This is a genomic window from Lactobacillus sp. UMNPBX1 (assembly GCF_002554085.1).
In the GTDB taxonomy this organism is placed as follows: Bacteria; Bacillota; Bacilli; order Lactobacillales; family Lactobacillaceae; genus Lactobacillus; species Lactobacillus crispatus.
On the sequence record NZ_PCZI01000013.1, the window covers coordinates 16,603 to 41,968 of the forward strand.

Here is a 25,366-nt window from a genome sequence, read left to right on the forward strand (position 1 = left end):
CATTATATACAAAAAGGCACCTCTATTGAAGAGATGTCTTTTTTGGATGAAGAAATTTATTTACTTTTGTTTTGGATAAACAAGCAAGATTAGCCCTACAATTAAAGCTAATTCAGGCACTAATAAGTTAGCAAAGTTCAAGCTTGCATTATGAATGAAATATACTAAGCACACTGCAGCTACCATTAATGCAATTGCCAAATCTTGTAGATTGATTTTTCTAGTCGATCTAGCAATTACACTAACGATTAACATGATTATGCCTAACACAATCAATATGCCAGCTACAAACATCAATACTGATGAAGTATCAAAATTGCGATAAACCGGAATTGCGCCTAAAAGTAAGACAATCCCAAAAGTGACAAAAACTAACCCACCATTAAACAGATTAAATGCTTCTGCTCCATTATTAAGCCTAGCAATAATCGCAATTATTGCAATTACTACATTAATTACTAAAATTACCCACATTCTACTTACAAAATCCTTTAATCAAATCCAGCAGTTTTAAACTGCGCACTGCATAACTATCATGCGTCTGCCGTGGCATAATCACCAACCGCGCATTGGGCATAAATTGGCTATACCAACGTACATGCTCAACCTTAACCCAGTCTTTTTCACCTACTACACAAAGAGTTGGCGTAGTAATCTTCTTCAAGTCATCTACTGAGATAAAGGACTCAGTCAACTCTACGCGGCTGTCACGATCAAGTCTCAAAAAGCGATGAAATCCTTCCGTTAAGTAGTGATATGGTCTAATGCCTGCACCATTAACGAAAACGCCAGCTACAATCATCTTCTTAAAGATCGTTGGATGTTTTCTAGCTAGCATCATTGCCACCAGACCACCTGCATCAAAACCGAAGCAATAGCAGCCTTCAATGCCAACCTGTTTAATAAAGGTATAAACGTCTTCTACTTCAGTCTTGTAGTGTTCAGCGATGTCGCCTTCACTTAAACCATGGCCTCGCATATCAAGCACATAGACAGTGTAATAAAGGGAAAGCGGAGCCACAATTTTATCAAACATACCGCCATCTAAGTGATGTCCATGTAGTAAAAGCAAAGGCTCACCTTTACCTAACTTATGATAATAAATTTCGACTCCATTAACTTTTTCTTTCATGTTTTCCCCTATTCACTATCACGCAAGGCCTGCTGTCGCTCTAACTTCTTACGCATCTTTTCTTCCTCGCGGTCTTTCATCATTGTACTGATAATTTTGCTCCAAACCCGGTAATTTCCCCGGAAATTATCCGCAACTTTTTTAATATTAGGCTGGTGAATAATACTGCCCTTTCTCTGCCAGTAGTGGTAATACGGCTTTTGCGTGTAATAGACGCCTTTAGCCACAGAAATATATTTAACGTTAAAAATCTGATCTTCCAGTAGTGAAATATCCCTATCAAACTTCAAATGATATTTCTTAATAATGGCAGTTTTATAGGCCTTGTTCCAGCTATATCCTTTCATTGGTGAGCTAAAGACATTAGTCAACTTCAAATAAGTTTCACCGCGCGTTAAATAGCCACCTTCTGGTCGACCAACAACGCGTTGCTTTTTGTCAGGATAATCCATCCAATAGCCACATGATACTAAGCTGACATCTGGATGACTTTCAAAAGCATGAACAAAAAAGGATGTGTAGCCTGGATCCACCCAATCATCACCATCATGAAAGGTGACATATGGTGTGTCGAGATACTGCATCCCAACATTACGTGCATCGGATGGGCCGCCATTTTTCTTTTTAATTATTTTAAAATATGGAAAACGATTGGCATAGCTTTCGGCTACCTCAACCGAATTATCTGTTGAGCCATCATCTACTACAAGCAATTTGAAGCACTTGTCAACTTGATTAAGCAGAGCATCAAAAGCACGTGGCAAGTATTGCGCCGTGTTATAAACAGGCATGATGATGGTTAACTTAGGCACTTGTAACATATTGTCCCCCTTTGTTGCTCTTTATTATACCATCTTCAATAATAAGGTCGAAATTAAGAAAGTTTTACGTGTTGTTTAATTCACTTTTGAAAAATATTTAGTATAATGTTCCGTATTACAAGAATAAATATTCGATCAAAAGGAAGAAAAGAAGAAAAGAAGAAAAAATGAAGAAATTTATCACACTACTCACAGCAATGTTATTAAGCGTGGTCGCGATGATCTCATTTACTAAGCCAGTATTAGCAGATGATGATACACCTGTAGTTACCTTAGGTACATCATTAACTGATGCGCAAAAGCAAGGCACATTAAAGACCTTAACTGCCCCACTAAACGGTGGTAATTATCAAACAATTACTGTTACCGGCTCAGATCTGGTTAAATATTTAAATCCCTCTGGTGATAATTTCACCACTTCATCCGGTGTTTGGTCCAGTGCGATGATCCAAAAGACCAGCTCAGGCAGCGGAATCAACGTTAAAATTTTAGACTACGATGGTAAAAATAATATCACGACTATTACTGCCAACCAGTACAAAAACGCAGCCCTGACCGCCGGCATCAGCGATGCCAACATTTATGTTACTAGCGCTATTCCAATTGATGGTTCAGGGGCATTAGCTGGAGTTTATGCTGCCTATGCTAAAAATGGCAATGCATTAAATCAAAAGCAAGTTAATGCCGCTCAAGATGAAATGAATACCTTGTCTGGGATTACCCAAGATAATAAAAACAAAAAAGGTTATTCAGATGCTCAATTGAACAATGCGGTTGCCGGTGCCAAGAATGAGATGGCTAAACAAGGGCAAAACATTACCGACAGTCAAATTCGCGACATTGTCAACAATCAAATTAATATTAACCACTTAGGTGACACCATCAACAACAATCAAAAAAATCAAATTGTCAATCTTCTAATTGAAATTCGTGATTCAGGGGCATTGAAGGACGGTAACTTCAAGCAACAGGCTTCGAAATTATCCAGTCAGATTCAAAATGGAGCTAAAAATATCTTCAATAAATTTAATACCCAAGAAAACCGCAACTGGTTACAAAATTTGTGGGATCAAATCGTTAAGTTCTTTAGTGGTTTGTTCGGCGGTGTTATTTTAAATTAAAAAAGGCTACAGTGTAGCCTTTTTTTCTTACATTTTTTGATCCATATAACGGTTCAATTCATGATCGACAAATTCATTACCGCGATTATTAGCGTGACCTTTCGTCCATTCAAACGTACTATCAGGAAATTCCTTTAATAACCGATCTAATTCCTGCCATTCCGCCACATTAGCCAATGGTCCAGAAGAACGTCTCCAACCACGTTTTTTCCAGCCTTGTAGCCAATGCTTATTAATCGCATTCAACACATACTGCGAATCAAGAACAAATAATAGATGTTTATCGTTAAAACCAAGCTCAAGCAGCTTTTTTAGTGCATTAATCAATGCTGTCTGCTCCATCTTATTGTTAGTAGCACCATATTCACCACCGGAGCCATGAACTTTCTGGTCATCCCATTCAATTAAATAAGCCCAGGCTGCTTTATCGGTCTTTTTAACGTGACCGCCCTTATAAACACCAGTATTGCGCGTGCCACCATCAGTATAAGTCACCGCAAAGAAGTCAGCAGGATTGCTATTAACATGGTTATACTGCTTCGCCTTTTTTCGCGGTGCTTTTTTTATTTCTTGACTCTTTTGTTGCACCCTTTTTACGGCGTTTTGTAAATTATCTTCACCTTTTTGCAGGACATCGCTCTGAGTTTGGGCATTCCAATCTAAGTAATCTGTAGCATCGGTAATTTGTTCAAATGACTTATATTCAGCGCCAGAGAAGCCATCAACTTGTTCTTTGGCTGCATCCCAAGTCCGATATATTCCCGGAGTACGTCCTTTTTTGACTGCATAAAACTTCATTTCTACCTCTAAAATTCCAAAATCTTTACCCAATGGTAAAATATACTTATTGCATAACTTTTATTATAGGAAAAAAGAAAGAGAAGGTGGTAAAAATGTTTTTCAACACAAAAAAATATGCTGAAGAAGTTGAAAAAGATCATAAACATGACCTCCAAGAAGAACCTAGCATGTTTAACATGATTTCTTTGGGGCTGATGGCCACCTTCGCTCCCACGCGAATTTTCCTCAAATTACACAAGCGCCATATTGAAAATAAGGCAAACATTGAAAAAAGCGATCTAAAACAAGTACCCATTATTTATTTCCATGGCTTTCGCGGCGGTGATTATACCACTCGCGTGATGGTGAAACACGCTACTCATGACAAGGGCAATCCCAAGTTTTTAAAGGTAACCGTTGATTTATTAGGAAATTTCAAATTAGAAGGAACTTGGACTAGTGACAAGCATCCTATCGTGCAGGTTGCTTTTCGCCAGCGAATAGTCGGTATCTATGGCATCGACTATTATCTCAACTTCGTCCTGCCCTTTTTAGCTAAAAGATATGGTTTTAAAAACTATATTGCAGTCGCTCATTCATTAGCCTGTCCATGTATTATTCGCACGGAAATGAAGCACTACCGCAGCAAAACGTTCCCACATTTAAAAAAATGTGCCTTTATCGCTGGTCCTTTTGACGGGGTCACTTACTTGGGCGATATCCCCAACGTCAACTATTTGACCGAAAGTGGTCGGCCTAGTGTCATGAACCCGCACTACCTTTATTTGTTTTTTAATCGGCGCAAATTCAATCCTGATATCTCGGTCTTGAATATTTATGGCAACGTTTTAGATAACACAAATACTGATAAATTCATCTCTGTTGTTTCCGCAAAAAGCATTCGCTATATCCTTGCCCCAAAGGCACATTTTTATCAAGAAGTAGAAGTACGCGGTAAAAATGACGCTGAACATAGTTGGATGCATGACAATCCGTTTGTAATCGATATTATTGACAAGTTTCTTAAATTAAAAAAGTAGTTTAATTTTGGAGGAGTTTATGATCTGGTGGCATGACTTTGTTAGAATCATTATCATTACCAACACAATCTTAGCCTTCTACGTTGTCTTCCACCGTAGAAGATCCGTTTCAACCACTTGGGCTTGGTTAATCATCCTGTTAGTATTACCAGTAGTCGGGATCACTCTTTATGCCTTCTTTGGTCGGGGTATTTCCCAGGAAAATATTTTTGCCATCAATAAGCAAAAACACATTGGCTTGAGAAATGTTCAAAAATCGATTGCTAAAGCACCTAAAAATACTAGTCCTTCTGACACTTCAAAGGCTGGTAATATAGCAATTAACTTTTTTAACCACCAACAAGAAGCTCCCCTAACTAAAAATAATCAGGTCAAGCTCTATACCGAAGGTGAAACCTTCTTTCATGACATGCTTAAGGACATGGTACGAGCTAAGGAAATAATCAATGTTGAGTTCTACACTTTTTATAGCGACAATATCGGCAATCGTGTTTTGCAACTATTGATTAAAAAAGCAAAACAAGGAGTTAAAGTACGCGTAATTTATGATGCCTGGGGTTCAATGGGAGCTACTAAAGCATGGTTCGATCAATTGCGGGCAGCTGGCGGGGAAGTTTTGCCTTTTGTCACTTCACGCAACATGATCACCCGTTACCGCATTAACTACCACTTGCACCGCAAGATTGTTGTCATCGACGGGCGAATTTCTTGGACTGGCGGTTTTAATATTGGTGATCAATATTTAGGCAAAAAAAAGAAGTTTGGTCATTGGCGTGATAGTCAGGTAAGAATTGTTGGTTCTGCCTCTCTGCTTTTGCAAGAGCGTTTCGTCATGGACTGGAACGCCTCTATCACTAATAATCAACAGCTCATCCGTTTCAATTCCACTCTATTTCCTGATCTTGATGAAAAAAACATCCACGAAGGCGACGTTGCAACGCAAATCATTTCAGATGGGCCTGATCGTTATGCACCATATATGCGTAACGGTATGATGCGGCTAATGCTTTTGGCACGCAAACGGTTATGGATTCAAACACCATACTTAATCCCTGATGATGCCGTTTTTGCTACGTGGCAAACAATTGCCTCATCGGGTGTTGACGTACGAATTATGATCCCATGTAAGCCAGACCACCCCTTTATTTATCGCGCCACACAGTGGTATGCCAACGAATTAACTCGCTTGGGTGTCAAAATTTATATCTACGAAGATGGCTTTTTACATGCCAAAACGACGATTGTCGACGACCATTTTTCTTCAGTTGGTTCAATGAATCAAGATTTCCGTTCTTACAACTTAAACTTTGAAGATAATGCCGTTTTTTATGATAAAAAGTTCAACCAGAAAATGGTGGCAGCTTTTGAAGAAGATATGAAACACTCGCATTTACTAACTAAGGAAGAAATAAAAAAGCAAAGTCGCGCATTGCGGACTTTGCAGGCATTCTCGCGAATGCTTTCTCCAATTTTGTAATTACATCATTGATTGAACTTCAACAGGAATTTCTCGACCAGCATATTCTTGTAATTGCTTAATTACGCTATTAACTTCATTATTAAAGCGCATCATATAAGCCTTACCATCGCTAGTTCGAAAAATCGCCATCACTAATGGCTTCTCTTGGTTGGGGATCTGGATTAAAGTAACGCTGGCTAAATCATCATACTTAACTGTACGCTTGAAGTAGCCTGAAACGACCATCCGCTTTTTACTAAATCCTGAAAAACCATCGACAATACTAATTAAGATAAAAAGAGCCAAGAAGACACTCAGGCCTGGATCACCTTTTTCAATGTAATTCCATGTAAAGCCCAGCCAGATAAAAATTAGCGCCCAAACAACTGAGGAGATACGATAGCGACCACGAAAATCAACTTTAGCTTGCCAATACCAACTATAACAAGCATAAACTACTAATAAAATATCAATTGCTACATAAAAATACGTCATATATTTCATAAAAATCCCCTCAATTTAGTTATTTTACTCATTATAACAAAACAATGATTTATAATTAAAGTAATGACTTTCACGGAGGGTGACATTATATGATGGATTTAGCAGAATTACAAACAGATATTAATAATGCCCAACATATTGTATTCTTAACTGGAGCTGGTGTTTCTACCCACTCAGGTATCCCTGACTACCGCTCTAAAAACGGAATCTATGATGGCGTGCAAGAAAGTCCCGAAACTATTCTGAGCGATAGTACGCTATTCAATCGACCTGAATTTTTCCATGAATTTGTCATGAACAACATGTACTTTCCTACTGCTAAACCAAACTTAATCCATGAAAAAATCGCCCATTTTTGTAATGAAAAAGGTAATTTAATTACCCAAAATATCGATACTTTGGATACTAAGGCTGGCAATCAACATGTAACAGAATTTCATGGCAATTTATATAATATTTATTGTACTAAATGTCATCAACCTGTTTCTTATGAAGAATATGCTAAAAGCTATTTACACAAAGATTGTGGCGGAATTATTCGCCCCGGTATTGTGTTATACGGCGAAAGCATTGATCCGAAAGTATTAAACCAGTCCGTTGAAATAATGCAAAAATCAGACTTGATCATCATTTGTGGGACGAGTTTTGTAGTTTATCCTTTTGCCCAGCTCTTGGCTTATCGCAAAGAAGACGCCAAAATTTACTCTATCAACAAGACAGAAATTCCTACCCCTGGTGTCACGCAAATAATTGGGGATGCATTAACAGCATTCCAGAATTTGAATTAACTTTCCTAGTTTGTTATTCTTAGACTAATTATTTTTAATAAAGGTGTTACACATGACAGAGTTTTTTTACTATGATTACGTTACAATTGAGCCATGGACCTACTTTTTAACAGCTTCAGAAGCCGGCCTAACTTACGTCGGACTTAAAGGAGATGAAACTGTTTCACCTATTTTTAGCTTCTACCCTCACCGCATGTTGGTGCGGGACCCTAAAAAGATGGCACCTTATATCAAACAATTAAAGGAATATTTTGCTGGTATCAGAAAGAATTTTGATGTTCCTATTGATATTTCGGAATTCGGCACTGAATTTCAACGAAAGGTATTAGCCGTTGTCCAGCATATTCCTTATGGTGTGACGTTAACTTATGGTGACGTCGCCAATTCACTAGCCGAGGCCACATCTTCTCGCTCAGTTGCACACGCCGTAGCATTAAACCCTGTTTTGATTTTTATTCCTGACCAAAGAGTTATTTTATCCAACAATAAAGTTGGGACTTATCGTCTGGGACAAAAAGAAAAAATCAGATTAATTAAATTAGAAAAGAAGCAGTTACATGTCAATTCTTAAACTATATGCACCCTTTTTTGACGGCAATAACTGGTTACATGTCCTAACCAGTGGCAAAGACTGGATGATCATTCTAACTTTAATCTTGATGGAATGCTTGTTATCAGTCGACAATGCTGTCGTTTTGGCCGCACAGACACAGGTGCTACCTAATAAAGCTGAACAACGCAAGTCCTTGGTTTATGGCTTGTGGGGTGCTTATTTATTCCGCTTTATTGTTATCGGAATCGGGACTTATCTGATCAACTTTTGGGAGATTAAATTAGCTGGTAGTATTTATCTTTTTTACCTAGCCTTTAAATTCTTCTATGATCAACGCCACCCTAAACAAGCTGCCGAACATGAGAAAGAAAAAGAAGAGCGCGAAGCAGCTCACCACAAAGGCAAAAAGAAAAAGAGACATGTGCTATCTCTTTTCTGGCGTACGGTTATTTCAATTGAATCAATGGATATCGTCTTTTCAATTGATTCTGTTTTAGCTGCTTTAGCCGTGTCTGATAATCCCGTTGTTGTTTTAATCGGTGGCATGATCGGTATTCTCTGTATGAGAGGAGTTGCCGAAATTATCATTAAATTAATGGATATTATTCCAGAATTGCAGCCAATGGCTTACTTATTGATAGGAATCATCGCTTTAAAATTGCTGCTAGCTCTGCCACCATTGAGATTTGAGTTGCCAAACACCGTTTTTGCAATTATTGTCTTTGCGATCTTAATTTTGACAATTCTCTTCCACTTTTGGAAAGTTAAAAAACACGGTCACAAACATATTTAACTGTTTAGCGTATTTAATACATATTCTTTGAGTACAACTGCTTGGTTGTGCTCTTTATTTTTGGCACCAAATAAGAAAAGAACATCTTCTTTAGCCAAATGCTTATTTACATCTTGCAAAAATTCCGCTGTATAATCATTATGATTAAGTTCTTCAATATACTTTTGCTTAAACTCAGGGAATTTTTCATCTTCATGATTAAACCACTGACGCAATTCCTTACTAGGGCCAATTTGTTTATCCCATTCAGCTAAATCGGCCTTAACTTTGCTCATTCCCCGTGGCCATAAACGGTCAACTAAAATCCGATAACCAGCAGGTTGCTCATGGTCATAAATTCGAACTAATTTAATTTCTGTCATTATTTTTTATCTCTTTTCTAGAAAGGTCAAAAATGAATTATTCAACTTATTTTTCTACTAACACTACCGATTATATTGCAAAAGACCTAATTGGGCGAATGCTTACTTTTGATAATGGTCAAGAAAAATTAGGCGGCTATATCGTGGAAGCAGAAGCATATATGGGTAAAAAGGATCGCGCTGCACATTCTTATGGCGGTCGTCGTAGCCCAGCAAATGAAGGACTTTACGGCAAAGGCGGAACGATCTATATCTACGCGCAACGTCAATATTTTTTCTTTGATGTTGCCACTAGGGTTCAGAATGAACCACAGGGTGTTTTAATCCGTGCAATCGATCCCACTTTAGGAATTGAGACCATGATCAAGAACCGTCATGGTAAAGATGGCGTTCTTTTGACTAATGGTCCCGCAAAAATGATGCAAGCTTTTGGTATTCATGATAAAAATTGGAATTTGCACTTTTTATCAGACTCCCCTTTCGCCATTGATCTTGATGATCATCATAAAAAAATTCCCCAGGAAATAATTGCTGCAGCGCGTGTTGGTATCAATCAATCTGATCCCGTTTGGGCTAACAAGAAATTACGTTTTTATGTAGCAGGAAATCCTTATGTTTCTGATATGAAAAAGAGAAATTATGAAACTAATAATGGTTGGGCTTGACAAATTTAACTTTTTCTTCTAGTATTCTTCATTAGTTAAATATTTTTCCAATGCAATAGAGGTTGCGACAATCACAAGTTAAGTTTGAGTTCGCGAAAACAATGATAGTTAACTTAGGGTTGCCGCCGAAATAGATTTAATATTCGCGTGTTAATCTGTTGGGCTATAGAAGAATATTCTATAGACTGTCCTGGTTAGTCCCCAGGGAGCGCTATAAGATTTGGTTTAAACACTGATGATTATGACCCTCGCAATTCTTTGGAAGAGCGAGGTTTTTGTTTACTCTTTATTGTGTTGGCTTTATGTTAAAACTATTTTTGGAGGTTTTATAATTGAAGTCAAGATTTAGATGGATGGCTGTAATAATGTCTGTCCTACTCAGTTTATTTATCGGTTTTTCTCTTAGTAGCAATCAGACTCAAGCTGCTAAGAAAGATTCTGGCACGTTAAAGATAGGTATGGAGGCAAACTATCCCCCATACAACTGGACTCAGCCAACCAAAGCTAATGGAGCTGTTCCAATTGATGGTTCTAACTCCTATGCTAATGGTTATGATGTTCAAATTGCCAAGATCATCGGTAAACGACTGCACAAAAAAGTAATCGTCGAAAAAACCCAATGGGATGGTCTATTGCCAGCTTTAACTTCAGGTAAAATCAACTTAATTATTGCTGGTATGTCTCCTACTGCCGAAAGACGCAAGGCAATTAATTTCTCAGAACCTTATCGTAAAAGTACTTTCGTCGTAATTACTAATAAGGCAAGTAAATATTCTAATGCTAAGAAGTTGACTGATTTCAAGGGTGCCAAGTTAACCGCACAACAAGGAACTTTGCACTACGATTTAATCAAGCAATTAAAAGGTGCTAAAAGAGAACCAGCTATGCGTGACTTTTCAGCCATGCGTCAAAGTTTAGCTTCTGGCACCATTGATGGTTATGTTGCTGAAGATATTGAATTTGAAAGTTACCACAACGTTAACCCTAACATTATTGCAGTTAACTTAAACAAAATGGCTGGCTTCAAAGTTGACCATGACGATTCCGTAACTAGTATCGGGGTTAAAAAGGGTAATACCAAGCTTTTAAATGAAGTTAACGCTACTTTAAGAACTATTTCTAATAAAAAGCGTGATCAATTAATGTCACAAGCCATCAAGGAACAACCTAAGGCTGGTAACGAAACTAAGAAAGAAAACTGGCTAGTTACTACTTGGAAGCAATATGGTGGCATGATTATGTCAGGTATTGGCATGACCTTGCTTTTAGCTTTAGTTGGTACCATTGTTGGTTTCTTTATCGGCTTGCTTGTAGGAATTATTCGTACCATTCCTACTCCAACTACTCGCGGCAAGCGTTGGACTTTGAACGTAGTTAAGTGGTTATTATCTGTTTATGTAGAAATCTTCCGTGGTACACCAATGATGGTTCAAGCAGCCGTAATCTACTATGGTATTGCCCAATTCTGGCACTTGAATTTAAATAGAACTGTAGCTGCTTTGATTATTGTGTCAATTAACACTGGTGCTTACTTAGCTGAGGTTATCCGTGGTGGTATTATTTCAACTCCAGAAGGTCAATTCGAAGCAGCTAGTGCACTTGGTATGACCCACAACCAAAGAATGTGGCATATCATCTTGCCTCAAGCTATTAGAAACTGTTTACCATCAATCACCAACGAATTTATCGTTAACATTAAGGATACTTCAGTATTGAGTATTATCTCAGTTTCAGAATTGTTCTTTGTTGGTACAACTATTGCCAGTCAATCATTCAAGTTCTTCCCAACTTACTTAATGATTTCTGCAATTTACTTGATCTTAACCTTTACTATTACTAGAATCTTCAACTTTATCGAAAAGAGACTTGAAGGTAACAAGAATTACAACTTGATGGCTAACCAAGTTCAAGTTGGTACTCCAAAAGATGCGGAGGCAAACAATTAATGACTGAATCAAACGAAGTAATTTTAAGTTTAAAGCATATGCAAAAGTCCTATGGGGCTCACAAGGTATTGAAGGATATTTCTTTCGATATCAACAAAGGCGAGATCGTGACCATCATTGGTCCTTCCGGTGGTGGTAAATCAACTACTTTGCGTTGTATCAACCTGCTTGAAGAACCAACTGGCGGCAAGATCGATTTTCACGGTGAAAATATCTTGCATCCCGGCTACAACCGTAACACCTTTAGATCAAAGGTCGGTATGGTTTTTCAGCAATTTGACTTATTTGAAAACAAAAATGTCTTAGAAAACTGTATGGTCGGTCAAGAATTAGTCTTGAAGCGTTCAAAAGACGAAGCACGCAAGATTGCCATGAAAAACCTAGAAAAGGTTGGTATGGATCCATTTATCAAGGCTAAACCACAACAATTATCTGGTGGTCAACAACAGCGTGTAGCTATTGCCCGGGCGATTTCAATGAATCCAGAAGTGTTACTCTTTGATGAGCCTACTAGTGCGCTTGACCCGGAAATGGTTGGTGAAGTACTAGAAGTTATGCAAAAGCTCGCTACGACTGGTTTAACAATGGTGATTGTTACCCACGAAATGGGCTTTGCTAAGAGTATTTCTGACCGAGTATTGTTCATCAGTGATGGCGTGATTACTGAGCAAGGTTCACCTGAAGAAATATTTGATCATCCTAAGAACGAAAAGACGCAAAAGTTCTTGAGCAACTTTAGAAATAATGAATTCTAATATCAAAAAAGCCGCGAAGTTTAATTGCTTCACGGCTTTTTTAGCGTATAATTTATAACAAATTAATTTTTGGAGGAAGTAAAATGAATGATAGAGTATATTATTTTATCAAGCCTTATGACGAAAGTCTGCCACTGCCGCCTGCAGAAAATTTTGCGCAAATTTTAAACGAAACCTACTTGCATCCCTTCAACTGGAAAGCAAGAACTACGCGTAAATCTTTCTGGTGGAGCACTTTGATTAATCTTGTTATCGGCATCTTATGCATCATTCTTGGTTTCTATGCTTTTAACCAAAACATCAACCCCGGTATTAGAATAGTCGATGGTATTGTTGCGGCTATTGTTTATCTGTGGCTATTTTTAGCTGCATTAGGACAAACGATCCGACGTTTGCACGATGTTGGCTACAGCGGCTATTGGTACTGGGCTGCCTTCACTGGTTATGGCGCAATGTTTTTATTTTATCTTGAATTGCAGCCATCTGTTCAACGCCAAGTTAAGTGGGGCAAATATTTCTTTAGTAATCAAGACTACCCTGCCGGCCATAAAGAAACAGTTCCTGTGCCAACTATTGGTCAAATTCTAAAAGAACACTTCTTTGATTGCTTCAAGTGGAATGCTAGATCAACTAGAACATCATTCTGGGTAGGAACAGCAATTAATCAAGTTACTTTAGGAATCGGCACTCTTTTCATCTATGCTTTTTCTGCTTTTTTCACGATTATTCCTGGCTGGCATCAAATGCCGCAAGCAATCGGTATTTTCTTTTTATGCTTTTTAATACTTTTACTGGTTATCCTTATTTGGTCATTTTTAGCTCAATTAGGACACACTGTTCGCCGCTTGCACGATGCAGGCTTTAACGGTGGCTGGTGGTGGTTAGGCATTGTTCCTTACGTGGGAGATTTGCTTTTAGCCTTCTTATTATTCCACCCAACAGTTGACGCAGATAATAAGTGGAACAAGTATTTGTTTGATCCAGAAGACAGAATTAGATAATTATCAAAATAAGCCCGCTATTCAGAAATGAACAGCGGACTTTTGATTTTTAAACAATATCTTTCTTAGCCTTAATCCGAGCTAATTTCCAGCCGGTATCAAAATAAGTCTTGCGCGTTTGACGCAAATTATCATAGTCACTCTCCAAGCTATCAATTGCGTCTTGCAGCTGCTTATTTTGCTTTCTAATCGCATTTAGCTCAGAATCATTGATCACACCCTTAAGGTGTACTTGAGCCGCTAAATAGCGCCGACGATGCTCAAATTCTTCTCTCAAAGTACCCAGCGCATCTTCATACTTAACTAGCTTTTTATTGATCTCAGAAATTTGATCATTCAGTTGAATAAACAACTTATAAGGCATATCCGACTTAATTCGGTTGCATTCCGCACAAGCTAAAGTTAAATTATCTAAGCTGTTGTTGTGACTAAGAGAAACAGGATCCTTATGATCTACGCTGTGGCCACGTCTGCCGCAATATTGGCAGCGGTATTTATACTTGGCCCGAATGCGTTCACGATCAATAAAATTAACTTCGTTTAACTGGAAATTGATCTCCAAACCCATTCCCTTTAAATTTTGCTCAAAAGTTACGCCTTGGTTAGGCACATAATTAAGCTTGCCATCTTCGCTTTTAATTACCGCCAAATTCAAATCAGACCTTTTAATCTGTTGGCGGGCGATTTCATTGCCATCATAATCTTGTAAAAAAGCCTCATATTTTTTACGATCTTTTTTATTTTTAACTAGCCAATTAGCTTGCTTTAATTTACCTTTTTCGTTGCCAACATAAGTATACAGCAAGCTCTGAGCAAAAGTCGCTACCGCATCATTAGCATAATCTGCAGCATTTAGACCTCGCATTACACAAATGTCACAGATGCTCAGCAATTTGGGATTCATCAATCCTTCTTGCTTAAAATGCAAAGAGTCCATGCGTAAACCGCATGAACTACATAAAAACTTCACCTAATCATCCCCTAACAAAAGAATACTAAAAGCTATCCGTTGCATTTTATCTTTACCAGCAAAATCGCCCTTAAACAAGTCTGGCAAAATATGCTTAATAAAGTATTGCACGCAAACTAGATCATCAAACTTTTTAATTGTTTCCAGACTTTCCTTAAACATCTGCATATAGACTGGATTAGGATTGCCCAATTCAATTTCGCCATATGCTTCATAAAGCAAATCTAGCTTATCGCAAACCGATAAAATTTTACCTTCTAAAGTATCATCTTTTCCTTCTGATAGACGCTTTTTATAAATTTCTTGAAACTCCTTTGGAATCTCATCTTTAATAAATTTATGCGTCATTGTTTCTTCAACGTCGCCAATCATCTTTCTAAGCTGAGGAGTAGCATACTTGACTGGCGTCTTGATATCACCGATAAAGCGTTCAGTATAATCATGATTTAAGCTCTTTTCATATAACGCTTTCCAGTTGATCTTCTTTTTGCCCTTTACTTCTTCAATATCTCCCATCATTTGTGCGAGTTCAGCTGTTCTGAAGCAGTGGTCAGCTACTGAGTGGTGATGATACTTGAAGTAGCCCGGTGCTCGATCAATTGACTCTAAACTATTAAATCCTTGAATGTATGCATTTAATCCCATTTTTTGTCCTCCTCATTTTCCTTAAAATTTTTACTATGTTATCAAAGATTGATTTTCAATGCAAATAAAAAGAGGCCTTTGCCTCTTAAAATCTATGCGCCGGTGTCAGTATCGTTGCCATCGTCGTTAGTGCTGCATCATAGTAATTATTTTTAGGTAATTTTTTAGCAAAAATATATTGCTGCGAAGCAAACAAATTATCATAGCCTTGATTGCGATTTTCATTCACCGCAATATAAATTGGCGCGCTAAAGCTAGCTGATTGATAATTATTGACTGGCTTGCCTTTTAAAGTATAGCCTGCTGTAATTGTATTTTGCTTGCTAAAAAATTTAAGCAAGCGATGTACAGTATTCTTTGCTAATTTATCCTTACTAAATGCTAAATCCATTGGCACCCGGCAAGCATTGGCATAATAATCACCATCATATCGATCAGTGGTAACCCTTCCTTTAACTGGCTTAGCATCTTTTGATGTCAGCCAGGCAAAGTCTGGAACTAGGCCACTCTTATGCTGGTGACTCAACTGATTGAGCCGCTTGAGCATTGTTTTTTTAATTAAGAGCCACCGCGAATCATTGCTTTCACGATAAAATTGATCAAACATTGTCGGCAATACATCTGAAGTCCGCATTAAATTATAATACTTCGACTTAGAATCGGCCCAATTGCCCACCGTTAAAGCGTGCGTTGTCGGATTATATTCATAACGCAAAATATCGGCAATTAATTTTTGCCCTTGCCGCTGATATGCTGGGTTTTTCCATCTTTTAGCCGCTAAAAACAAAGCTTTAGCAATAAATAAGTCCCCATCAGTAGCGCTATTGCGTTCACTGCTCCATTTTCCATTTTTCTTTGTTTGCCGCCAAGCCATCAATTGCGTATTACGATCCCGGTGTTTTAAATAATACTGCACTAGCTTAGCAAAGTTGCTTTCTTTAACTGCTGGATCATGCGCCGCAATAAACATCCCATATCCTTGGCCTTCAGATAAAACCGTCACTTGTTCCTGCTTAGGCGTGGTATTAATATAGACAAGATTCTTTTCTTCAACTACATAATTTTTATGCCAAGAATGTAGAAAAAAATTACGCACCGCTGAATTATTATCTGCTCTGATATAGATCATAATACCGGTAAATGCAATCGTTACGAGTAAAAATCCTAGTAGCATCCATCTTTTTTCATCTCATCACCTAATCCGCAAATCTCTTAGTCTTAACCCATTTAGTACTATCACGATGAAAAACGCGATCTAGCATTACTGAAGTAACAGCATGAATTGATACAATGATGAACAATTGCGAATAAGTAAAATATGATGCTAAGGCTAGCCAAATCTGTTCGTCAGTTGCCTGCCCATATTGCGTAGTCATAGCTAGGTTAATTTGCAAAATATAAAGCAAAACCATCAATAGCCAATTAAAGAGCAGAATTTGAGCTAATAAAATATTACTCCGCGAAATTGTAAATGGTATTACTACTGCAGGATTCCAAAGATGGACGATTAAGGCAATCAAATTAGAAAAAAAGATCAGATCTGATAAAACAATCGCCAAATTAAACCAGAAAAAAGTGCAGGAATAATAGACAGTCTCTAATTTAACCCGCCAGTTGCTTTTATCAAAAAGATGGCAAAAATTATTGATCACCACTTCATAGTTACCTTTAGCCCAACGCAAGCGCTGGAAATAATAATCTTTTAAGCGTTCTGGTTCTTGCTGGAAGGCTTCAGAATTATAGGCTAAGGCAATCAAACTACCTGAGCCCATAATTTTAAAAGAAATATCAGTATCTTCGGTCAAAGCGCCATTGCGCCAGCCGCCAATTGATCTGACATAATCAGTATTAATAATAAAGTTAGTCCCTGGAATACGACCAATCTTAAATAATTGCCAGATACCGCAGTGTTGAATTCGCTGGGTAACAACAATTTCCTGATTGATACACTTAGTTAAAAAATTCTGCCGCGCATTTCTCGTCTTATTGCGACCAAAAGCAGCCTTATATCTCACCGGATTTTCCAAAATCTTTTTAATTAAAAAATACAAAGCATTTTCTTCTGGCATGGCATCTGCATCATATACACCAAGGTATTCTCCTTGGGCAATCTTCAAAGCATTATTTAATACACCAGCTTTGCCACCACTACCTGTTCGTTCAATTACTTGAACATTGATTTTCCGTTCAGGATATTGCTTGATTATTTCCCGGGCAATTTTAGCAGTATCATCAGTACAATTATCAGCATAGATTAAAATTTGTAACTTATCAGCCGGATAATTCAAATTTAAAATTGCCTGCGTAGTTTTACTAATAACTAATTCTTCATTATGAGCTGGTACAACTAACGTAACTTTTGGGTAACGCTTAAGTGGCGTGATTTTAACTAAGAGCTTGCTGTGCTTTAACCAAAAGAAAACTGCACCACTTAAGGTAACTAGAGACATCAACAAAGAAAGCCAAATCGAGATTAACGTTAAAATTTGTAATGCTTCACTCATTTTTCGTCTTTTTTCCTTTTTTATTGATTACCGTATTTTCAACATTAAAGTAAATGACAAACGCACAAATAAACATAACTATGAAAGCAAGTAAAAAGATGCCTGAAATGCTTAAAGCTAAGAAATAAAACCAATTAGTCATTTGCTTCAGCCTTTAAATATTCAACAATTAAGTCAGTTTCCAATTCGCGGTCCAAATGTTTTACAATCACATTTGGATCTGTAAAACGATTCACGTTTGTTTCATCAATTCGCTGACTCGTCCATTTCAGGCCTCCGGGAAGATCATCTTGCACTTTTTTTAATTCCGCAATTGTCTCCTGATTAATCTGCTTGATAATGTCATCTCTTAATTCAGGCGAAATAATAAAAAAAGTGGCATCTCCTAAATAAAAGAGTTCCTCAGCTGCTAATCTTCTCTTTTTTAAGATATCAGCTAATTTTTCTAAATACTGCCCGTGCTCTTCTGGATGAAGTTGAGCAAACTGTTCGTGGTTAGCCCAACGCAACATTGATACATGCATCCATAAATGTAATTGTGGCCGTTCTTTAATATTACTAATTACTTTTGAATAAATTTTATTAGCAGTGTAACATGTATGCATTTTTAGAGTGCCATTGTAGCGTTTAAGGTAATTGCGAATATCTTGCCGATTTTTACTAATAAAACGCCAATCTAGGACATAATAGCGCAACACCGTTAAAAGCCCTGCCTCTATCGGAAAAGCTACCACTAAAAACCACTTTGCTTCTGTAGGAATTACAACATATCCCAGCACTAAAAAGCCCGCTGCAATCGTCGTTAACAAAATTATCAGCCAGCTAACCATTATATTAGGCAACAATAATCCCGTCATAATAGCTAAAATTAGAATTAAAAATAAGCCATTGACTATATTTGCCGAATATTCTTCCACTTGAAAAACAGCAATTACTGGAAAAAATATTGCTGCAACGAGATCTAAATAGATCAAAATATTGTATTTATTATTCTTATTCATATATCTAACTATCTATATCCTATATATTTTTTAGAAAAACATAAGTTAAATTATATTCAAATTTTTTAATGTCCATGCATAGATAAAATTTTTTTAAACAAAAAAAGCTAGAAGCCTTAGCTCCTAGCTTTTAATTTCAATATTATCAAAGACTACTTGTTTTCGTCTTTTGCGGCCTTGTTCAAGAAAGCAACAACTGCTGCTACGTGAGCAACACGCTTCTTTGCGTTTCTCTTGTTCTTAGGTCTTTGGTTTGGTTCACAACCAGTGTTGTAATTTTCACCTTTACGCATATGCTATACTTCCTTTCAGATTTTCGAAAATCTAGTATAGTTTACCATGTTCAGCCCTTCAGATCAAGTCTTCATGCAGACTCAAAATTTTTCGACAGATGCAGGACAACAATATAATTTAAGATTCGCGTAGCATAACTAGCATCCTTTTGGAAACTTTTAATTACCTTTTTAGCTAAATCAACTCGATCAGTAATTAAGCCATCAACTTGTTGATACATCATCTTCTTCATTAATTTTTCGTCATTAACTGTCCAGGCATAAACAGGACGATCCTGCAAATGGGCTTGCCAAATAAAGTCTGAATTCAAGGTAGAATATTCCATTGAATATCCACTAGCAACACTTTGCGGATAAGTAAAATTATAAGGTTGAATGTAAAATACAACCAAACGTGGATTAATTAAGTGCAGTCCTTCAACCACGCGATAGTCGAGTGATTGTACTTGATACGCATTTTTAAGAATCGTTTTGCCATATTTTTGATTAAAGCGCTGCAGCATTTTCTTCGAATCTTTAGCCGTCGTTTTAATTTCAATTAGCAATTTTTGATGCAGTCTTTTGGCTTCCTCAAGATATTGATCAAAGCTAACTAACTTAGCATGATAGCCGTCTTCTTTGGCAGTTAACTTTTCTAATTGCCGTAAAGTTAAATCATTCGGGGCTTTATTAACTCCCGTTAGCTTCAATAAATTCTCATCATGAATTACGATATATTTTTTATCCTTAGTTTCATGAACATCAATTTCAACGTAGTCCGACTTTTCTTTAGCCGTTTTTCTTAATGACTGTAACGTGTTTTGTACGCCATTTTTATCATCAACGCCGCGATGAGAAATAATTACTGGCGCTTTAGCATTTACACTAGTCAAATATAAATAATTGGTGGATATTGCATCAATCATTACTAGTACAAACACAACTAATGTACTTAGAATTATTTTTTTAGTTTTACCTGTTTGACTTATCTTTTCTTGCCTTAAAGCTTTCAAAATAATAGATAAGCCCAGTACACTAACATAGACTAACGCTACTTCACTAATAATTTGAACAAGCGAAAGATTGATAATGGCTACAATTAACGGACATTTCCCAGGTAATAAATCAACTAATAGCTGCAAGCAATACATTGCTAAATAGAAAATTGTCATGACTGCTGCAGATAAAACGGCTAAAACAATAATCCTCCAGCAAATCGTCCGCCAACGGTAGTGCGCCGTTAATCGCCAACTTCTTTTTACTGCTTGCGCCGACTTTAAGTGGTCAAAAACGATGATGGTAAAGCAAATACTAGCCTTGCACCAAGGATCAAAGCGGCTAAATAAAACGCAATCAAAACGGCTAACAAGATTGGCGTTCTCGTCAGATAATCCAAGATAAATTCTGAAATCTGCACTTTGCTTAAAAGTGGTGTTCTAAAGATGACATCGGCTAACGGTACTACCAATAAAAAATAGAGCATCAAAATAAAAAGCGTGCCCAAACGAATTTTTTTGATATTTTGCCAAGTTTGAATAAAACTATTTTTCCACGTAAAAACTTGATGCTTAATATCCCAAACGCCATGAAGTAAATAAGCTAATTGCGCATACAAGATTACTAATAAAAGCAGCAACTCAATTATCAAAATTAAAAAGGCAACCGTATGCGTCGTAATGATCATCACTACATTTTGATAAGATACGAACGGAATAGCACTAGCCTGCAAAACAAAGGTTGTAATATAGCGAAAAAATGGAATAACAATAAATTGATTAAATAAACTTAATCCCATAAAAAGTAGCAGATACCGCAGCCAATTTTGGCAAAATTCACGACTACCTGCTTTTATTTCTTTGACAAAAGTCATTGTTCTTCCCCCCTTGCATTGAAATTACTTTCTTAATTCTATACTAAAAAAGGACGAGGTCATTTCCTCGTCCCTATGATTAATTTTATTTTTTAACATTGACCGCCGTTTTTTAGATCATCAGCAGTAATTGCTTCAGGTTCATATTGGGTAACGGTCATCCCACCATCAATAATGCCGCTGTCTGAAGATAAACTCAAAGTTGAGTTGCGCGCATTTACCACTAGACCTGGTTCAAAGAAAGTTGTTTCCGGCTGAGCAGTATACAAGTCAAGACCAGCATTATTTTCGATTGAAATATTATACTTAGGATCTTTTTCAGCAAGGATTACAAACTGGAAGCTGTCGCCAATAGTACAAGTGCCGCCTTTTTTAGAATACTTGGTTGAACCATCATCTAAAGCCAAGATGACAATTTGGTGATCTGCATCCATCTTGCTTTTAATCATTTCTGCAGCATCTGGTTTAATATTGATTGAAATTGCATTCTCTGTCATTTTGTTTCCTCTTTTCAATCTAAATTTGATTAATTTACTTATTTAAATATAGCACGACTAGTTCCAACTAACTAAAAATATGCTCGAAAATGCCGCTAATCTTGATATTTTTTTAATTTATCATTGCATGCAATCACAAAAAGGCTCAAAATGGTACATAGGGTTTTTAGACGATTGTAATACGTAAGGGGGACCTTTTATGACCGTCTTAAAGAATATTGCTAAAGATAGAATTTTACAGATTACTGTGATCATTACAGTAGTCAGTCTTTTTTTTGCCAGACCGCGGTTTGCGGATATTAATTTCCATACATTATGGTCCGTTGCCGCGATGTTAACGATTATCCAGATCTATGCATACTTGCACGTTCTGGACGTTTTGGCATACAAGCTTACAAGCATTGCCGATAATACGCGTAAGTTGAACACACTGTTTTCGTTGTTGGCTGTCATTTCGGGGATGTTTTTAGGTAATGACATTACTGCATTGACCTTGATCCCACTGTATTTAAATATTGCTAAGCGTTATAAATTGCCACAGATTTTGCCTGTTACCTTGATTGGGATGGGCGCAAATATTGGGGCAGCATTTACGCCTTGGGGCAACCCCCACAATATTTTCTTAGTCAGCCGCTTTGATGTCAGCCCATTAAAATTTTTCGAATGGTCTGTACCTTATCTAGTAGTTTCAATGCTAATCATGGGATTAGTCTTTCTGTTTATTCCTAAAGAAGAAATTCCGGTGCAAAAAGCTGAGCCAATCAAGATCAGCTGGCGCCCGACGCTGATAACTACTGCTGTCTTTATTTTCTTCTTCTTTGGTGTTTTCAGAACCATTGATATTATTTGGCCAATGTTGGCATCAATCGCATTAGCCCTCGCAATTAATCCTCGGATTATGCTTAAAATTGACTACGCCTTACTTCTTACCTTTACTGGTTTCTTCATCTTCATCAGCGATATCCAACAAATCCCTGTTATTGTAAATCTAATCCATGGTACTGTTTATTCCGAAATTTCAACTTACTTCGCTTCAATTATCTCCAGTCAGGTAATGAGTAACGTACCATCAACCATTTTAGTTGGTAAATTTACTACTTATGCTCAAGCATTATTCTTGGGGTCAAACATTGGTGGTTTTGGTTCAGCCATTGGCTCAATGGCCAACATGTTAGTTCTTAAGACTTTCAATCAACACGGCAGCGTAAGCAAGAAGAAATTTTTCATTCAATGGACCATTATGCAGTTTGCTGGTTTGATTATTTTGACTGCAGTCGGATTATTACTATTAATCTTCAGAATTTAATATTTTTTGTTAAGAATGCCGCTTTGACATTCTTTTTTATTGCTCAAGAAATTCGAAAACGATAAAATTAAATAAATATTTTATGGAGGAAAAACTATGTCACCTTTAATTTGGATCATTTTAGCTATTATTGTTTTAATCGTGGCTATCTACATCGTAACTTACAACGGTTTACAAAGAGCGAAAGTCTATGCTGAAGAAGCTTGGAGTCAAATTGACGTTCAACTTAAGCGCCGGAATGACTTAATTCCCAACTTGGTTGAAACCACCAAAGGCTATGCCAAGCATGAAAAATCAACTTTTGAGGAAGTAGTCAACTTGCGTAATCAATTGGTTAACGTGCCTCAAGGCAACCATGAAGAAGCAATGAAGCTTTCTAACCAAATTACCGATTCTTTGAAGTCAATTTTTGCCTTGGCTGAAGCCTACCCAGACTTGAAAGCTAATCAAAACTTCTTAAAATTGCAAGAAGAATTGACTAACACTGAAAACAAGATCGCTTACTCTCGTCAACTTTATAATTCAACTGTAGCAACATATGATCAAAAGTTGCTTACTTTCCCATCAAATATTGTTGCCAAGTGGCACCACTTTACTAAGATTAACTACTTAGAAACTCCTAGTGAAGAAAAGAATGTGCCTCAAGTTAAGTTTTAATTTTAAGGAAGTTTAACCATGCTTTACCAACAAATTGCTCGTAATAAACGCAAAACGGCGTTAATTATGTTCATCTTTTTGGTGATCTTAGGCTTAGTTGGTGCGGGAATCGGTTATCTTTGGAGCAATAGTCCAACAATGGGCGTTATTATTGCTTTGATCGGTAGTTTAGTCTACTTATTCATCATGTGGCAGAATCCAGCCAATATGATTATGAGCTTGAATCATGCGCAAGAAATCCATGAGGCTGATAATCCCGAATTGTGGCATATTGTAGAAGATATGGCCATGGTAGCTCAGGTCCCAATGCCCCGGGTCTATATTATTCCTGACCCCAGCCCCAATGCTTTTGCGACTGGGCGAGACCCTGAACATAGTGCAGTAGCAGTTACTCAAGGAATCTTGGAACTACTTGATCGAGAAGAACTCGAAGGCGTCTTAGGACATGAATTATCACACGTGAAAAACTACGATATCCTATTATCAACGATTGCCGTAGTATTAGTTGGCGTCATTTCTTTTATCTCTAATATGGCATCCAACATTTGGTTCTGGGGCGGCGTGCGTAGTGATGACGATGACGACCGTGACAGCAATGCTTTAGCCATGATTTTTAAAGTGGTTGCTTTGGTCTTTGTGTTGATCTTAGGCCCACTTTCTGCATCCCTAGCCCAAATGGCTTTATCGCGTAACCGTGAATACCTAGCTGATGCATCTTCAGTTAAATTAACGCGTAACCCGCAAGGGCTAATTTCTGCTTTGCGCAAAATTGAAAATAGTCAGCCAATGAAAGTTGCTGACAGAAGTAGTGCCGGTTTATATATTGAAAATCCATTTCACAATCACGGTTTGACGCACTTGTTCGATACTCACCCACCAACAGCAGACCGCATTAAACGCTTAGAAAATATGTAAAAAATAATCTGGAACTTTCGTCCAGATTATTTTTTTACTTCAAATTTATATTTGCTTGTCTAAACAATTCTGCCCGCATCGCTGCTGGTGTTATGTGGTAGTATTGATTAAATTTCTTATAAAAGAAAGACTTACTCGAATATCCGACTCGACCAATAATCTCTCTAAGTGAAATATCAGGCTGAGCCAGCAATTCACGCGCTTCTTGCATTCTTCGATCATCCACGTGATCCACAAAACTCTTGCCAGTCTTAGCCTTAACCATATTAGAGAAATAATTAGGATTGAAGCCAAAGTATTTTGCAGCGTCAGATAAAGAGACATCGGCAAAATGAAGATCGATGTAATTATCTAAGGTCTTCTTTTCAAACTTAGTTTTATCCAAACTAGTCGGTGTTGCCATGCGCTGAGTTCTAATTGAAATAATCAACATAGTGGTCAACTCAGCCTGAATTAAAGCTTTAGTAAACAAATCATTATTCAAATAACCGCCAATAATATGTTGCATCACTTGAGAAGCACGAGTAATTTGATTATTTTTTAGCCAAAGAACATGTTCATTTTCTAAGCTATCAACGATTTGCTCAATAACTTTAACCTCACGTTCTCCCTTACAGCTAAAATCTTTAAAATACTTGCGATATAGAAATCCACGCTTAAACTTCAACTTTATCAGTACCGTATCAGGTTTTTGACTTAAAATCTCATACTTGCAACCTTCAGTCAGTAGCAAAACATTCCCAGACTTCATTTGAATGATCTTTTCACCACTCTTAATTGTCACAGTACCCTTAGCAATATATAAAATCGTTGAAACATCCATCCGATAGCGATGAATACCAGTATTATGATTTTCAAGGTAGATAGTAAACAGATCAAAATCTGGATTACCAGCTTCCAACTTTATTTCATTCTTATCTGTTGAATTTGACTTTAATACACTTGCCAGATATTGGTCCAAAGCAACAGCTGCCATATGTCCACCTTCCTTAAATTAAATAAAATATGG

At 37.2% G+C, this 25,366-nt stretch carries 27 protein-coding genes, 1 pseudogene and 1 riboswitch; of the genes and pseudogenes, 13 read left to right on the forward strand and 15 right to left on the reverse strand.

Features of this window, described 5'->3' with window-relative positions; genetic code table 11:
- Positions 1 to 60: 60 nt before the first annotated feature.
- From CP352_RS07470 to CP352_RS07480, 3 genes are read right to left on the reverse strand one after another with little or no spacing between them, the layout of a single operon-like run.
- Positions 61 to 474, reverse strand: a complete 414-nt coding sequence (locus tag CP352_RS07470) for a hypothetical protein (RefSeq protein ID WP_023487948.1) — start codon at positions 472 to 474, stop codon at positions 61 to 63.
- Between the two features lies 1 nt (position 475).
- Positions 476 to 1,132, reverse strand: a complete 657-nt coding sequence (locus CP352_RS07475) for an alpha/beta fold hydrolase (RefSeq protein WP_089142974.1) — start codon at positions 1,130 to 1,132, stop codon at positions 476 to 478.
- An 8-nt stretch (positions 1,133 to 1,140) separates the two neighbouring features.
- Positions 1,141 to 1,953 (reverse strand): glycosyltransferase family A protein, encoded by an 813-nt coding sequence (locus tag CP352_RS07480; protein ID WP_089142973.1) that lies wholly within the window; start codon positions 1,951 to 1,953, stop codon positions 1,141 to 1,143.
- Between the two features lie 167 nt (positions 1,954 to 2,120).
- Between CP352_RS07480 and CP352_RS07485 the strand changes: the two genes are divergently transcribed.
- Complete coding sequence (locus tag CP352_RS07485) at positions 2,121 to 3,074, forward strand: DUF1002 domain-containing protein (RefSeq protein WP_005718327.1); 954 nt, start codon at positions 2,121 to 2,123, stop codon at positions 3,072 to 3,074.
- Between the two features lie 27 nt (positions 3,075 to 3,101).
- Here CP352_RS07485 and CP352_RS07490 read toward each other — a convergent pair whose 3' ends face one another.
- Positions 3,102 to 3,872, reverse strand: coding sequence for a ribonuclease H family protein (locus tag CP352_RS07490; protein WP_005721709.1), 771 nt, complete (start codon positions 3,870 to 3,872; stop codon positions 3,102 to 3,104).
- Between the two features lie 95 nt (positions 3,873 to 3,967).
- On the opposite strand from CP352_RS07490, the gene CP352_RS07495 reads away from it, so the two are divergent.
- Both CP352_RS07495 and cls read left to right on the forward strand, forming a co-directional pair.
- On the forward strand, positions 3,968 to 4,894 hold the full coding sequence (locus CP352_RS07495) for an alpha/beta hydrolase (protein ID WP_089142972.1): 927 nt from the start codon (positions 3,968 to 3,970) through the stop codon (positions 4,892 to 4,894).
- A gap of 19 nt (positions 4,895 to 4,913) precedes the next feature.
- Positions 4,914 to 6,371 carry a cardiolipin synthase gene (gene cls / locus CP352_RS07500; RefSeq protein ID WP_005726568.1) on the forward strand — a complete coding sequence of 486 codons (1,458 nt, stop codon included), beginning with the start codon at positions 4,914 to 4,916 and terminating at the stop codon, positions 6,369 to 6,371.
- On the opposite strand, the gene CP352_RS07505 is transcribed toward cls, so the two are convergent.
- Positions 6,372 to 6,857, reverse strand: a complete 486-nt coding sequence (locus CP352_RS07505) for a hypothetical protein (RefSeq protein ID WP_005726566.1) — start codon at positions 6,855 to 6,857, stop codon at positions 6,372 to 6,374. It abuts the gene before it with no gap.
- Positions 6,858 to 6,946: 89 nt separating this feature from the next.
- Between CP352_RS07505 and CP352_RS07510 the strand changes: the two genes are divergently transcribed.
- From CP352_RS07510 to CP352_RS07520, 3 genes are read left to right on the forward strand one after another with little or no spacing between them, the layout of a single operon-like run.
- A complete protein-coding gene (locus tag CP352_RS07510; RefSeq protein ID WP_081079798.1) occupies positions 6,947 to 7,645 on the forward strand; it encodes an NAD-dependent protein deacylase in 699 nt (232 codons plus the stop codon).
- A 52-nt stretch (positions 7,646 to 7,697) separates the two neighbouring features.
- Complete coding sequence (locus CP352_RS07515; protein ID WP_013085664.1) at positions 7,698 to 8,216, forward strand: methylated-DNA--[protein]-cysteine S-methyltransferase; 519 nt, start codon at positions 7,698 to 7,700, stop codon at positions 8,214 to 8,216.
- A complete protein-coding gene (locus CP352_RS07520; RefSeq protein WP_013085663.1) occupies positions 8,203 to 8,991 on the forward strand; it encodes a TerC family protein in 789 nt (262 codons plus the stop codon). Before CP352_RS07515 ends, CP352_RS07520 begins: the two co-directional genes overlap by 14 nt.
- Here CP352_RS07520 and CP352_RS07525 read toward each other — a convergent pair.
- Positions 8,988 to 9,353, reverse strand: a complete 366-nt coding sequence (locus CP352_RS07525; RefSeq protein ID WP_098034901.1) for a DUF488 domain-containing protein — start codon at positions 9,351 to 9,353, stop codon at positions 8,988 to 8,990. The two genes, CP352_RS07520 and CP352_RS07525, sit on opposite strands and share 4 nt — an antisense overlap.
- Before the next feature lie 32 nt (positions 9,354 to 9,385).
- On the opposite strand from CP352_RS07525, the gene CP352_RS07530 reads away from it, so the two are divergent.
- From CP352_RS07530 to CP352_RS07545, 4 genes are all read left to right on the forward strand, one after another.
- Entirely contained in the window at positions 9,386 to 10,018 is a 633-nt protein-coding gene (locus CP352_RS07530; protein ID WP_068813762.1) for a DNA-3-methyladenine glycosylase, read from the forward strand.
- A 48-nt stretch (positions 10,019 to 10,066) separates the two neighbouring features.
- A riboswitch (Lysine riboswitch) is annotated at positions 10,067 to 10,240 on the forward strand.
- A gap of 110 nt (positions 10,241 to 10,350) precedes the next feature.
- Positions 10,351 to 11,964: an ABC transporter substrate-binding protein/permease gene (locus CP352_RS07535; protein WP_089142970.1), complete on the forward strand. Its 1,614-nt coding sequence runs from the start codon at positions 10,351 to 10,353 to the stop codon at positions 11,962 to 11,964.
- Positions 11,964 to 12,719 carry an amino acid ABC transporter ATP-binding protein gene (locus tag CP352_RS07540; RefSeq protein ID WP_089147525.1) on the forward strand — a complete coding sequence of 252 codons (756 nt, stop codon included), beginning with the start codon at positions 11,964 to 11,966 and terminating at the stop codon, positions 12,717 to 12,719. Before CP352_RS07535 ends, CP352_RS07540 begins: the two co-directional genes overlap by 1 nt.
- Before the next feature lie 83 nt (positions 12,720 to 12,802).
- Positions 12,803 to 13,720, forward strand: coding sequence for a DUF805 domain-containing protein (locus CP352_RS07545; protein WP_057726603.1), 918 nt, complete (start codon positions 12,803 to 12,805; stop codon positions 13,718 to 13,720).
- A 49-nt stretch (positions 13,721 to 13,769) separates the two neighbouring features.
- Here the strand turns inward: CP352_RS07545 and CP352_RS07550 are convergent, their stop codons facing one another.
- From CP352_RS07550 to CP352_RS07590, 8 genes and pseudogenes are all read right to left on the reverse strand, one after another.
- Positions 13,770 to 14,690 (reverse strand): HNH endonuclease, encoded by a 921-nt coding sequence (locus CP352_RS07550; RefSeq protein ID WP_098034902.1) that lies wholly within the window; start codon positions 14,688 to 14,690, stop codon positions 13,770 to 13,772.
- Complete coding sequence (locus tag CP352_RS07555; RefSeq protein WP_098034903.1) at positions 14,691 to 15,335, reverse strand: YfbR-like 5'-deoxynucleotidase; 645 nt, start codon at positions 15,333 to 15,335, stop codon at positions 14,691 to 14,693.
- Positions 15,336 to 15,420: 85 nt separating this feature from the next.
- Positions 15,421 to 16,509 (reverse strand): glycosyl hydrolase family 8, encoded by a 1,089-nt coding sequence (locus tag CP352_RS07560; RefSeq protein ID WP_089142967.1) that lies wholly within the window; start codon positions 16,507 to 16,509, stop codon positions 15,421 to 15,423.
- A gap of 22 nt (positions 16,510 to 16,531) precedes the next feature.
- Positions 16,532 to 17,839: a glycosyltransferase family 2 protein gene (locus CP352_RS07565; protein WP_089142966.1), complete on the reverse strand. Its 1,308-nt coding sequence runs from the start codon at positions 17,837 to 17,839 to the stop codon at positions 16,532 to 16,534.
- 134 nt (positions 17,840 to 17,973) lie between these two features.
- The gene (locus CP352_RS07575; protein ID WP_089142964.1) at positions 17,974 to 18,840 is read right to left on the reverse strand and encodes a hypothetical protein; all 867 of its coding nucleotides are present in this window, start codon (positions 18,838 to 18,840) and stop codon (positions 17,974 to 17,976) included.
- Between the two features lie 152 nt (positions 18,841 to 18,992).
- Complete coding sequence (locus CP352_RS07580) at positions 18,993 to 19,133, reverse strand: hypothetical protein (RefSeq protein ID WP_003548644.1); 141 nt, start codon at positions 19,131 to 19,133, stop codon at positions 18,993 to 18,995.
- Positions 19,134 to 19,204: 71 nt separating this feature from the next.
- Positions 19,205 to 20,982 (reverse strand): annotated as a pseudogene (locus CP352_RS07585) (glycerophosphoryl diester phosphodiesterase membrane domain-containing protein).
- Positions 20,983 to 21,074: 92 nt separating this feature from the next.
- Positions 21,075 to 21,479 carry an iron-sulfur cluster biosynthesis family protein gene (locus CP352_RS07590; protein ID WP_005727488.1) on the reverse strand — a complete coding sequence of 135 codons (405 nt, stop codon included), beginning with the start codon at positions 21,477 to 21,479 and terminating at the stop codon, positions 21,075 to 21,077.
- A gap of 199 nt (positions 21,480 to 21,678) precedes the next feature.
- On the opposite strand from CP352_RS07590, the gene CP352_RS07595 reads away from it, so the two are divergent.
- From CP352_RS07595 to htpX, 3 genes are all read left to right on the forward strand, one after another.
- Positions 21,679 to 22,785 carry an SLC13 family permease gene (locus CP352_RS07595; protein ID WP_054832779.1) on the forward strand — a complete coding sequence of 369 codons (1,107 nt, stop codon included), beginning with the start codon at positions 21,679 to 21,681 and terminating at the stop codon, positions 22,783 to 22,785.
- A 96-nt stretch (positions 22,786 to 22,881) separates the two neighbouring features.
- Positions 22,882 to 23,442, forward strand: a complete 561-nt coding sequence (locus tag CP352_RS07600; protein ID WP_089146804.1) for a LemA family protein — start codon at positions 22,882 to 22,884, stop codon at positions 23,440 to 23,442.
- 18 nt (positions 23,443 to 23,460) lie between these two features.
- Positions 23,461 to 24,357 carry a zinc metalloprotease HtpX gene (gene htpX, locus CP352_RS07605; RefSeq protein WP_089146803.1) on the forward strand — a complete coding sequence of 299 codons (897 nt, stop codon included), beginning with the start codon at positions 23,461 to 23,463 and terminating at the stop codon, positions 24,355 to 24,357.
- 34 nt (positions 24,358 to 24,391) lie between these two features.
- Here htpX and CP352_RS07610 read toward each other — a convergent pair whose 3' ends face one another.
- Positions 24,392 to 25,333 (reverse strand): AraC family transcriptional regulator, encoded by a 942-nt coding sequence (locus CP352_RS07610; protein ID WP_005721723.1) that lies wholly within the window; start codon positions 25,331 to 25,333, stop codon positions 24,392 to 24,394.
- Positions 25,334 to 25,366: the final 33 nt, after the last annotated feature.